This is a genomic window from Lutibacter aestuarii, from assembly GCF_042676885.1.
Classification (GTDB): Bacteria; Bacteroidota; Bacteroidia; order Flavobacteriales; family Flavobacteriaceae; genus Lutibacter; species Lutibacter aestuarii.
The window spans coordinates 14800-27324 of the sequence record NZ_JBHTIC010000008.1; the positions used below are offsets into that span (position 1 = coordinate 14800).

7 protein-coding genes are annotated in these 12525 nt (G+C 30.7%); all 7 read left to right on the forward strand.

From position 1 onward, the window contains the following. Positions 1–9 precede the first annotated feature (9 nt). The 7 genes from ACFQZW_RS07650 to ACFQZW_RS07680 all read left to right on the forward strand — a co-directional run bounded on the left by ACFQZW_RS07650 (position 10) and on the right by ACFQZW_RS07680 (position 12522). Complete coding sequence (locus ACFQZW_RS07650) at positions 10–2058, forward strand: PKD domain-containing protein (RefSeq protein ID WP_386782158.1); 2049 nt, start codon at positions 10–12, stop codon at positions 2056–2058. A 21-nt stretch (positions 2059–2079) separates the two neighbouring features. Further along, entirely contained in the window at positions 2080–3747 is a 1668-nt protein-coding gene (locus tag ACFQZW_RS07655) for a family 16 glycosylhydrolase (RefSeq protein ID WP_298262252.1), read from the forward strand. A 136-nt stretch (positions 3748–3883) separates the two neighbouring features. Then, positions 3884–5377, forward strand: coding sequence for a glycoside hydrolase family 30 protein (locus ACFQZW_RS07660; protein ID WP_298262253.1), 1494 nt, complete (start codon positions 3884–3886; stop codon positions 5375–5377). 6 nt (positions 5378–5383) lie between these two features. Continuing rightward, positions 5384–6901 carry a sugar porter family MFS transporter gene (locus ACFQZW_RS07665; RefSeq protein ID WP_298262254.1) on the forward strand — a complete coding sequence of 506 codons (1518 nt, stop codon included), beginning with the start codon at positions 5384–5386 and terminating at the stop codon, positions 6899–6901. Position 6902: 1 nt separating this feature from the next. Further along, positions 6903–8216: a glycoside hydrolase family 2 TIM barrel-domain containing protein gene (locus ACFQZW_RS07670; RefSeq protein WP_386782161.1), complete on the forward strand. Its 1314-nt coding sequence runs from the start codon at positions 6903–6905 to the stop codon at positions 8214–8216. 92 nt (positions 8217–8308) lie between these two features. Beyond that, the gene (locus tag ACFQZW_RS07675; RefSeq protein WP_386782163.1) at positions 8309–11758 is read left to right on the forward strand and encodes a hypothetical protein; all 3450 of its coding nucleotides are present in this window, start codon (positions 8309–8311) and stop codon (positions 11756–11758) included. Positions 11759–11760: 2 nt separating this feature from the next. Continuing rightward, positions 11761–12522, forward strand: coding sequence for a glycoside hydrolase family 16 protein (locus tag ACFQZW_RS07680; protein ID WP_372802624.1), 762 nt, complete (start codon positions 11761–11763; stop codon positions 12520–12522). Positions 12523–12525 lie beyond the last annotated feature (3 nt).

Consider the following 12525-nt stretch of genomic DNA (forward strand, 5'->3'; position numbering starts at 1 on the left):
ACGATTATTATGAAAACATTAAAATATATTTTACCTATTCTTTTACTTATCACAGTGGTTTTTAGCTGTAGTGAAGATGAATTTGGTAATACAAATTTTGTTGATAGCATATTAGCTCCAACAAATGTGGTAGCTGAGTTTAATATTACACAAGATAATACAGGCTTAGTTACAATTACACCTAATAGCCAAGGAGCTGTTAATTATACTATTTATTTAGGAGATGGTACCGTTGAACCAGTTAAAGTCAAGCAAGGAGAAAATATTTCTCATGTTTATGCAGAAGGTAATTATGATGTAAAAGTGGTAGCAACAGGTGTATCAGGATTAAAGACTGAAATTATACAACCATTGGTAGTTTCTTTTAAAGCTCCTGAAAATTTGGTTGTTGAAATTACAAATGATGAAGCAACTTCAAAACAAGTAAACGTTAAAGCAACAGCAGATTACGCTACGATGTTTGAAGTGTATTTTGGTGAAGAAGGAAATGATGAGCCAGTTTCAGGGAATATTGGTGAAACCGTATCTTATGTATATGCAGAACCAGGTGTTTATACTATAAAAGTGGTAGTTAAAGGTGCTGCAATTGAAACCAATGAATATTCGGTTGAATTTGAAGTAACTGAAATTCTTCAACCAATTGAAAAAGCTCCAACTCCAAGAAATAGAAATGAAGCGGATGTAGTTTCAATTTTTAGTGATGTATATTCTAACATTACAGTTACTGAATGGAATCCAGGCTGGGGACAATCTACTGTTTTATCTCCTTTTGATGTAGATGGAGATAATATTTTAAAATACGATTATTTAAATTATACAGGAATTGTTACTGACTATGGTAACCCAACTGATGTTTCCGCAATGGAATATATTCATTTTGACTATTGGACTAACGATGCAGAAAGCATTGGTTTTAAAATTGTAAATACCAACCAACCTGATGGTTCTCCTGAAAAAGAATATGAAGTTACAATTTCCGAAATTACCGCAGGTGCTTGGGTAAGTGTTGATATTCCTTTATCTGAATTTACTACAGATATGTCTGCAATAACACAAATGTTATTTGTTTCAAATGGGGTTACCGTATTTATAGATAACTTATATTTTTGGAAGGAAGCTACAGGAAACCCTGCTGCTGGAGTATTACCAATAAACTTTGAATCTCCTTATGAGCTGAGTTCATTTGATGGCGGTGATATTTCAATTATTGACAATCCAGATACTAATGGAAATTCATCAGCAAAAGTACTTCAATTAGTTAAAGGAGCTGGTCAAACGTGGGCAGGTTCAAAAATTACTGTGGATACTCCTTTTGGTATTGAAGAATCAGTTACAGTAAATGCTAAAGTGTGGTCGCCAAGAGCAGGATTAAAATTATTGATGAAATATGAAGATGCTACCCCTTGGCCAAATACACAGGCAACTGCCGAAATTGTAGCAGAAACTACAACTTCTAATGCTTGGGAAGAATTAAGTTTTACCTTGACTGGGGTAGACCCTAATATTGATTATTATAACTTGGTGTTGATAATGGATAATGGAACCGCTGGAGATGGATCTAGTGATTATACAATTTATGTAGATGATATCTCTGTTGCTTCTTTCTTAGATTTTGAGCCAGAGTTAGAAATAAGTTCATTTGATGGTGGAGAAATTTCAATTGTTGACAATCCAGATACTAATGGGAATTCTTCTTTAAAAGTTGCAAAATTAGTTAAAGGAGCTGGTCAAACGTGGGCAGGTTCAAAAATTACTGTAGATACTCCTTTTGGCATTGAAGAATCAATAACAATAAGAGCTAAAGTATGGTCGCCAAGAGCAGGATTAAAATTATTGATGAAATTTGAAGATGCTACCCCTTGGCCAAATACACAGGCAACTGCTGAAATTGTAGCAGAAACAACAACTTCAAATACATGGGAAGAATTAAGTTTCACCTTAACTGGGGTAGATCCAAACGTTGATTATTATAATATGGTATTGATAATGGATAATGGTACAGCAGGAGATGGTTCAAGTGATTATACAATATACATAGATGATATTGTAAAAAATTAAAAATAATTTTAAAAGTAAATTATGAAAAATATAAAATATATATTAGGTCTTTTTCTTACATTAACGCTTGTAGTTAGTTGTGAAGAAGAAAAATATGAATTTGGAGATATAGTTGCTCCCTCAAATGTCCAAGTAACTGCAGAAATTATCGGGCAAGATTTGAGTAATCCTGATCTGTTAAATGGTGATGGAACAGGTTTTGTAACATTTACAGCTGTTGCGGATAATGTTATAAGCTATAAATTTAATTTTGGAGATGGTTATGTTGAAGTTGCTCCATCTGGAAAAATTACGCATCGATTTACCAAAGTAGGAGTAAATAACTTTACTGTAGTTGTTAGTGCAATAGGTACTGGAGGGGTTACATCAACTACTACTGTTGATATAGAGGTATACAGCTCATTTACTGATGCAGAAGCCGAAGATCTTTTAAGTGGAGGTGTTATAGGTGAGGGTAAAACTTGGTACTGGGCATCTGATTTACCATTGCATGTTGGTATGGGACCTGCAAATGATGATTACGGTGGAGGTGAATTTGCTTGGCCAAATTGGTGGAATGCAATACAACCTTGGGATGATGAAAAGTCTTGTATGTATGCTGATGAGTTTGTATTTACTAAAACAATAAATGGCATTACATTTGAACAGACTGCTGGACCAGCGTTTATTCCTGGAACTTATGCGGGTGTATTAGGTGTTGATGGAGATACGTGTCATGATGAAACTGTTGCAACAACAATGTATGGAGTTAAAAATGTTTCTATGTTTCCTTCATCTACCAGAGCTGCATTGGAAGGAAATTACTATGACACAGCATATAGACAAACATCTTTTGAAATATCAGATGGAGGATTCTTAGGATGGTATGTAGGTTCAGGTACTTATGATATTATTAGCATATCTGAAGATTATTTATTAGTTAGAGTTGAAGAAGCTTCGTCTGTTGGAGCTGCTTGGTATCAATTATTTACCTCTACAAAACCAGTACAGGAAACAGGATTTTCAGAATTGGTATGGTCAGATGAATTTGATACAGATGGAGCTCCAGATGCTTCAAAATGGACATACGATCTTGGCGATGGAGGCTGGGGAAATGGTGAAGAACAAACCTATACAAATAATGCAGAAAATGTTTCTATAACAGATGGTATTTTAAAAATTACAGCTAAATCAGATGGAAATGGAGGTTATACTTCAGCAAGATTAAAAACTCAAGATTTATATAGCTTTACTTATGGTAGAGTTGATGTAAGAGCAAAATTACCAGCTTCTCAAGGAACTTGGCCTGCAATATGGATGCTAGGAGATAGTTTTAGTACTGTTGGATGGCCTGCTAGTGGTGAAATAGACATTATGGAACAAACAGGTGCTGATAAAAATAATACTTTAGGAACTTGTCACTGGTTTGATTCTGGAACTAATGCAAATGCAAGTTATGGTGAAACTACAGCTGTAGTAAATACTTCAACAGAGTTTCATGTTTATTCTTTAGAATGGACTGAAGACTCACTTAAAATATTTGTTGATGACATAAAATTTTATGAACTGGCTAATAATGGAGATTTACCTTTTAACGATAATTTCTTTATGATTTTAAATGTTGCAATGGGAGGATCTTTAGGAGGAACAATAGATGCTGGTTTTACAGAAGATTCTATGGAAGTGGATTATGTAAGAGTTTATCAATAATTGAGTTTTTAAAATAGATTTGATTTAAAAGGTCAGAAAATACTATTCTGACCTTTCATCAAATTTTAAAACTTTTGATAAAGTCAAACAAAAAATGTTTCACTGTTAATACCTATAATAACTTTATTCAACTTTAATGTTTAGATATTCTAAAAATAGAAACTTACTAGGATTATTTTGCCTGTTAGTAGCCTTGTTTACTAGCTGTAATACTTCTAATTTTAAAAATAATGATGTTAATAAAGATATCGTTGAAACTCTTTTATTAACGAAAAATGAAATTTTTCAAACGTCATCAAAAACAACACAAAAACTAGAAAGCATAGGAAGTATAAAATTTAATTCGCTTAAGCAACCATTTGAAACGGATGTAGCAATTTTTGTTAATACTTCCAAACAATTTCAAGAGTTTATTGGGATAGGTGCGGCACTTACCGATGCATCAGCCGAGACATTTTTCAAGTTAAGTGAAGATCAACAAAGACGTTTTATGGAAGCTTATTTTAGCTTAGATAAAGGTATTGGTTATTCGTTGGCAAGAACCATAATACATAGCTGTGATTTTTCAAGTGAAAGTTACACTTATGTTGAAGAAGGAGATGAAAAATTAGAAACTTTTTCAATTGCCCATGATAAAAAATATCGTATACCATTTACTAAAAAAGCTATTGAAGCTGCTGGTGGTAAATTGTTAATGTATGCAAGCCCTTGGAGTCCTCCTGCATTTATGAAAACAAATAATAGTATGTTACAAGGAGGAAAATTAAAATCTCAATTTTATCAGCCTTGGGCAAATTATTATGTAAAGTTTATTAAGGCATATGAAACAGAAGGAATTCCAATTTGGGGATTGTCTATTCAAAATGAACCAATGGCTGTACAACGATGGGAATCTTGTATATATACTGCTGAAGAAGAGAGAGATTTCTTAAAAAATTATTTAGGACCTACGCTTGAAAAAGAAGGTTTGGGAGATAAAAAAATTATTGTTTGGGATCATAATAGAGATTTACTTTTTGATAGAGCAAGTGTAATTTTAAAGGATCCTGAAGCCAGTAAATATGTTTGGGGTACAGGATTTCATTGGTATGAAGATTGGAAAGATGGAACGCCAATGTTTAAAAATGTAGCTGCTGTAAATGAAAGTTTTCCAGATAAAAAATTAATTTTTACAGAGGGTTGTAACGAAGCTTATGATATAAATAGAATAGGAGATCCAAAATTGGCAGAACGTTATGCAAAAGCAATGATTAACGATTTTAATAATGGAACAGTAGCTTGGACAGATTGGAATATCTTGCTGAACGAAACTGGTGGCCCAAACCACGTTGGAAACTTATGTTTTGCTCCTGTTCATGGCAATACACAAACAGGAGAACTTACTTTTACAAACTCGTTTTATTACATTGGTCATTTTTCAAAATTTATTAGACCTGGAGCTAAACGAATCTCTACTGGATCAACATCAAATAATTTAAGCGCAACATCATTCAAAAATATTAATGGAAGTATTGTAATAGTTGTTTTAAACGAAAACGATGCTGAAATAGATTACAGACTTACAATTGATAATCAAACTTCAAATGTTAAAATATCAGGTAGATCAATTCAAACGATTATTTTAAACTAAATTATTATGAATAAATCATATACTATTACCATCAGTTTTATTGTAGCTTTAGGCGGTTTTCTTCTAGGTTTTGATAGTGCTGTTATTTCTGGAGCTATAACAGGAATCAGGTCTTATTTTGAAATGTCTGATTGGGAGCTTGGTTTTTCAGTAGGTTGTGTCATTTTTGGGGCTATGGCTGGAAATATTTTTGCAGGACCACTAAGCGATAAATATGGAAGAAAAAAACTATTAATAGTTACAGCAATATTGTTTACAGTTTCAGCAACATGGTCTGCATTAGCAACCAATTACATTTCATTTGTAATAGCAAGAATAATTGGAGGAGTTGGTATAGGAGGCGCAATTTTAATAGCTCCAATTTATATTGCAGAAGTTGCTCCGCCAAAATTAAGAGGAAGTTTAGTTTCTTTAAATCAATTAAACATAGTTATAGGTATTTCAGTTGCTTATTTTTCAAATTATTTTTTAAAAGATATTGAAGGAGAGAGTTGGAGATGGATGTTAGGAGTTGAAGCAATTCCTGCATTCTTATATTTTTTAGCGCTATTTATAGTGCCTAGAAGCCCAAGATGGCTAATTCAAAAATTGAATCGAGTAGATTTGGCTGAAAAGATATTGAACAAAATTGGAGGTAAACAATTTGCTAAAATTACGATTGAAGAAATTCTAAGAGGAGTTGCTAAAAAGCAAGCTAAAGGAACTTATGCAGATTTTTTTAGTAAAAGAATGACCACTGTCGTAATCATTGCATTTGGATTGGCATTTTTTCAACAAATTACAGGGATAAACGCTATTTTTTATTATGCTCCAACTATTTTTGAACAAGCCGGAGGCAGTACAGATTCATCATTTTTACAGGCAATAGTTGTAGGTCTTACTAATTTGGTTTTTACACTGGTTGCAATTAGGTTAATTGATAAATTAGGTAGAAAGCCTTTATTGATAATTGGAACTTCTGCTATGACTATTGCCTTGACTATGGCAACATTAGCATTTAACAATGCAACGTATGATTTTAATGAAAACAATCTTCAAAAAATTGAAAATAGCGAGTTAAAATTAGCGCTTAATCAAATAAAAGGAACTTCATTTAATTCACAGAATGAATTGTTTGAAAATTTAGAACAAATTTTAACTAAAGAACAGCTTTTTAACTTCAAAAGATACGAGGTAAAAAACTTTATAAGTATTAATGCAACCTTAGTATTAATTGCAATTTTATTATATGTAGCTGCATTTGCAATCTCATTAGGACCTGTAATGTGGACAATGTTATCAGAAATTTTCCCTGGAAATGTGAAAGGAATAGCTATTTCAGCAGTTGGTTTCTTTAACTCTTTAGTAAGTTATACGGTGACTCAATTTTTCCCTTGGGAATTGACCAATTTAGGACCTACAATAACCTTTGCTATTTATGCATTAATGGCAGTATTATCTTTATTGTTTGTATTAAAATACATAGTTGAAACCAAAGGAAGAAGTTTAGAAGAAGTTGAAGAATTATTAATGAGAGTAGAATAAGATGAAAAAAATAATTGGACTAGTTATTGCTATTTTTCTTTTTGTTGGTTGTAAGGACAATCAATCAAAAAGTGAGCAAATAATCACAAAAAATAAACCTGTAAAAGTCACACTTAAAAAAGAAAATGGAAAATTTCAATTGTATGTAAATAACAAACCATTTTATATAAAGGGAGCTGGTTTAGAACACGGTAATATTGAGTCATTAGCGAAACATAAAGGAAATTCTTTTAGAACTTGGAGAACAGAAAATGGGAAAAAAAGTGGAAAAGAAATTCTAGATGAGGCTTATAAAAATGGGCTAATGGTTGCAATGGGAATTGAAGTTGGTAGAGAAAGACATGGTTTTGATTATAATGATACAATTGCAGTAAATAACCAGCTAGAAAGAATTAAAAAAGAAGTGTTAGCATTAAAAGATCATCCAGCTTTACTTTTATGGGGTATTGGAAATGAGTTGAATTTAAGATATACAAATCCTAAAGTTTGGAATGCAGTTAATGACATTTCTAAAATGATTCATAAAATTGATCCCAATCACTTAACTACCACTAGTTTGGCAGGAATTTCTAAAAATGAAGTTGATTTAATAAAAGAGCGTTGTTCAGATTTAGATATATTGTCTTTACAAATGTATGGAGATTTACCAAACTTGCCCAAATTAGTTAGAGAATTTGGTTGGGAAGGTGCTTATATGGTTACAGAATGGGGAGCAACAGGACATTGGGAAGTTCCTAAAACAAGTTGGGGAGCTCCAATTGAAGAAAACAGCACTTTAAAAGCAGCTAATTATTTAAAAAGATACCAAAAAGGTATTCAAGCAGATACTTTGCAATGTATAGGTTCTTATGTTTTTCTTTGGGGAAATAAACAAGAACGAACCCCTACTTGGTATGGTATATTTTTAGAAAATGGAGATGAAACAGAATCGGTTGATGTAATGCATTATATTTGGAATGGTACATGGCCTCAAAATAGAACACCACAAATAAAAACATTTACCTTAAATGGAAAAACAGCCTACGAAGATGTAATTTTTAAATATGGAGATGAAGGAACCGCTTCAGTTAAAATTTACGATTTTGAAAATGATGCTATTAAATATTCTTGGGAAATTTTACCTGAAAGCACTGATTTACAAGATGGTGGAGATTACGAAGAACGACCTAAAGCGATTAGTGTAGAAGTGATTAATGAGGACAATGGTGAGTATGTTTTTAAAACGCCAAAAAAGGGTATTTATCGTTTATTTGTTTATGCAAGTGATGGAAATGGACATGCTGCAACAGCAAATATTCCTTTTAAAGTAGAATAATAAAAAAATATCATAGTTAAAAATAAAACCTCTTTCAGTAACTTTAAGAGGTTTTTGTAATACCAAAAAATAGTTAAAATTAACTAAGTCAAATGTATATAGGAAAAAATAAAGCCTTTATTGAAGCTAATGTAGTGGCTGGTGAAATGATAAATTTAAATAATGAAAGCTATTATAAAATTTCTAATGTAGACCAAATGAGGCCTTTTTTTATGAGCATTGTTAGTGACTCTAATCATTGGATGTTTATAGCAAGTAATGGAGGTTTAAGCGCTGGAAGAAAAAATAGCGATTTAGCACTTTTTCCATATTATACAGACGATAAAATTACAGAATCTTTTGAAATTACAGGAAGTAAAACAATTTTAAAAATTGAAATCGACTCAAAAAAATACTTATGGGAACCTTTTTCAGAAACCCAAAAGAGTATTTATAATATTTCAAGAAATTTATATAAAAATAGCTATGGAAATAAATTAATTTTTGAAGAAATTAATAATGATTTAAGTGTAATTTTTAGATATGAATGGAATTCTAGCAATAGGTTTGGCTTTGTCAAAAAATCAACAATTATAAATAACAACCACCAAAGTATTCAAGCTCAAGTTTTAGATGGAATTCAAAACATTGTTCCTTATGGAGTTTCCGCAGAGATGCAAAATACAAGAAGTAATTTAGTAGATGCATATAAAAAAAATGAACTTGAAGAGGAAGTAGGAATTGGAATTTATGCTTTGAGTGCAATTATAGTCGATAAAGCAGAACCAAGTGAAGCTTTAAAAGCTACTATTGCTTGGTCTTTAGGAATTAAAAATCCAACCTACTTATTATCCTCATTGCAATTAAATAACTTTAGAAAAGAAGTAAAAATTACCCAAGAAACAGATATAAAAGCTGAAAAAGGAGCTTATTTTACTTGCTTTAAAACCAAAATAGCGTCAAATAATTCAACTTCCTGGATGCAAGTAGCAAATGTAAATCAAACAATTAGTGCTATTTGCGAAATTTCAGAACAAATTAAAAATAATAAAAATCTTCAAAGGTTAGTAGAAGAAGATATTGATCTAGGAACCAAAAGATTAATTGAGCTTTCGGGGAACTCAGATGGGATACAGTTAACTTCAGATACGTTAGTAAATACTAGGCATTTTTCTAATACGCTTTTTAATATCATGCGTGGAGGAATTTTTGATGATAATTACCAGATTGAAAAGAAAGACTTTACTGCTTATATTTTAAATGCAAATAAAAAAGTTTATAAGAAAAAAGAACAATTTTTAAATCAGATTCCAAATAAATTTTCATTAGAATTATTAAAAGAAACTGCAAAAAATCAAGAAGATAAAAACTTTAGAAGACTGTGTTTTGAGTATTTACCGTTAAAATTTAGTAGAAGACACGGAGATCCAAGTAGACCTTGGAATAAATTTTCAATTAATACCAAAAGTGAAATAGATGGTTCTAAAATATTAGATTATGAAGGGAATTGGAGAGATATATTTCAAAATTGGGAAGCTTTAGCACATTCATACCCTAATTTTATTGAAGGTATGATTCATAAGTTTTTAAATGCTACAACCTTTGAAGGTTATAATCCATACAGAGTTACAAAAGCAGGTTTTGATTGGGAGGTAATTGAGCCTAATGATCCTTGGTCGTTTATTGGTTATTGGGGAGATCATCAAATTATTTATTTATTGAAGTTTTTGGAATTTAGTGAAAATTATTTTCCAAATGAATTAAGCAACTATTTTAACCAAGACTTATTTGTTTATGCCAATGTTCCTTATAAAATTAAAAGCTATTCTGAAATTTTAAACAATCCAAAAGATACCATAGAATTTGATGTTGAATTAAACGAAAAAATTAATCAAAAAAAGCTTGAATTAGGTTCAGATGGAGCATTGTTAAGAGACGAGAATTTCTTTATTCACAAAGTAAATTTAATAGAAAAATTGTTAGTTCCAGTATTGGCGAAAATCTCAAATTTTATTCCAGAGGCTGGAATTTGGCTAAATACACAACGGCCAGAGTGGAATGATGCCAACAATGCACTAGTTGGTAATGGAGTTTCTATGGTAACGTTGTATTATCTAAACCGTTTTATAACATTTTTTGAAGACCTTGTTCAAAAAAATAATACTATTGAAAAAACTGAAATTTCTGAAGAACTGTATATGTTTTTTAAAGAAGTAGTTAAAACATTTACTGAAAATGAACATGTGTTAAATGGAAAAATATCTGATAGAAAACGTAAAACAATTTTAGATAGTTTAGCAACAGCAGGAAGTTCATATAGAATGAGTGTGTATAACAAAGGATTTACAAGTAATAAAATAGCCATTACTAAAGCTGAACTTTTAGAATTTTTTAAACTTTCAAAGTTTTTTATAGATCATACAATTAGGGCAAATAAGAGAGAAGATAAACTTTATCACTCCTATAATTTAATTCATATTAAAAATGAATTGGAAGTTTCGATTTCTCATTTACCTGAAATGCTAGAAGGTCAAGTAGCTGTATTAAGTTCAGGCGCTATATCTACCATTGAAAGTTTAGAAATTATAGATTCTTTAAGAAACAGTGCATTGTATAGGGAAGATCAGAATAGTTATTTATTATATCCAAACAAAGAATTAGCTCGATTTACTGAAAAAAATACAATTCCTAAAACTAAAGTGAATAATTCTAAGTTTCTACATACACTTCTAAAAAATGGAAATACACAAATTATTGAAAAAGATATCCAAGGAAACTATCATTTTAATGGAAATTTCAATAATGTAAAATGTCTTAAAAAAGCATTGTTAGAATTAAATTCAGATACATATTCCAATTTAATTTTGAAAGAAAAAGAATATTTATTTAGTCTTTTTGAAGAAGTTTTTAACCATAAGGCATTTACTGGAAGATCAGGTACTTTTTTCGGATATGAAGGGTTAGGCTCTATTTACTGGCATATGGTTTCAAAGCTTTTATTGGCAGTTCAAGAAAATTGTGTACAGGCAGTTGATAATAATGAAAGTATAAAATTAATAAATCAATTAAATCATCATTATCACGAAATTAATAAAGGGATAGGAGTTCATAAATCTCCAAAAATTTATGGGGCGTTTCCAACAGATCCATATTCGCACACACCTGCAGGAAAAGGTGCTCAACAACCAGGAATGACAGGACAAGTTAAGGAAGATGTAATTTGTAGATATGGAGAGTTAGGAATATTGATTAAAGATGGGAAATTACACTTTAATCCATTTTTATTAAAAAGAACTGAATTTTTACAAAAATCAAGTGCTTTTAAGTATACAGCAATAAGTAAAGAGCTTAAAGAACTTATTTTAAAGAGCAATAGTCTTTGTTTTACATATTGTCAGATTCCTATCATTTATAAATTGGGTACAAAAAAACAACTAGAAGTAATATTTAGTAATGGTGCTAAAAAGAAGTTAAACCTGTTAAGTTTGCCAAAAATTATAAGTAATCAAATTTTTAGTAGAACAGGAGAAATTGAGAAAATAATAGTGTCAATTTTAAAATAGTTATGAAAAAGTACTTACTAATTTTAGTAGTAACATTCTTGCTTTTTTCTTGTAAAACGAAACAAGAATTAATTTGGGAAGAAAATTTTGAAGGTACAAGTTTAAATAATAATTTTTGGAATTTTGAATTGGGAGATGGTTGCCCAAAGCTATGTGGATGGGGAAATAATGAAAAACAGATTTATACTAAAAATAATCACACCTTAAAAAATGGTTTTTTAACAATTACGGCAAAACTTGAAGATTCAATTTATACTTCAACTAGGATTACTACTAAAAATAAAATTGAATTTCAATATGGCAAAATTGAAGTGAGGGCAAAGTTGCCTTTAGGAAAAGGCTTATGGCCTGCATTTTGGATGTTAGGAAGCAATATAGATGAGGTAAAATGGCCACTGTGTGGTGAAATTGATATTTTAGAATATGTTGGCCGTGAACCTGAAAATATTTTTACAACAGTACATACACAAGACAGTTATGGAAACTCTAAAAATACTCGAAAAGCTAAAATTCAAGGGATTGAAAAAGGATTTCATATATATACTGTTAATTGGACCCCTAATAAAATAGATTTTTTAATAGATAACCGATTATTTTATACCTATAAACCAAAAAATAAAACCGTAGAAACTTGGCCTTTTAATCAACCTTTCTATATAATTGTTAACCTAGCAATAGGAGGTAATTTTGGAGGGAATGATATTGATAATACTATTTTTCCTAAAGATTTTGTATTGGATTATATACGAGTCTATAAAAATTAAAGA

Bases quoted from the DNA above. Each gene is read 5' to 3' on its own strand.
- ACFQZW_RS07650 (WP_386782158.1), top strand. From the start codon at position 10: ATGAAAACATTAAAATATATTTTACCTATTCTTTTACTTATCACAGTG.
- ACFQZW_RS07655 (WP_298262252.1), top strand. From the start codon at position 2,080: ATGAAAAATATAAAATATATATTAGGTCTTTTTCTTACATTAACGCTT.
- ACFQZW_RS07660 (WP_298262253.1), top strand. From the start codon at position 3,884: ATGTTTAGATATTCTAAAAATAGAAACTTACTAGGATTATTTTGCCTG.
- ACFQZW_RS07665 (WP_298262254.1), top strand. From the start codon at position 5,384: ATGAATAAATCATATACTATTACCATCAGTTTTATTGTAGCTTTAGGC.
- ACFQZW_RS07670 (WP_386782161.1), top strand. From the start codon at position 6,903: ATGAAAAAAATAATTGGACTAGTTATTGCTATTTTTCTTTTTGTTGGT.
- ACFQZW_RS07675 (WP_386782163.1), top strand. From the start codon at position 8,309: ATGTATATAGGAAAAAATAAAGCCTTTATTGAAGCTAATGTAGTGGCT.
- ACFQZW_RS07680 (WP_372802624.1), top strand. From the start codon at position 11,761: ATGAAAAAGTACTTACTAATTTTAGTAGTAACATTCTTGCTTTTTTCT.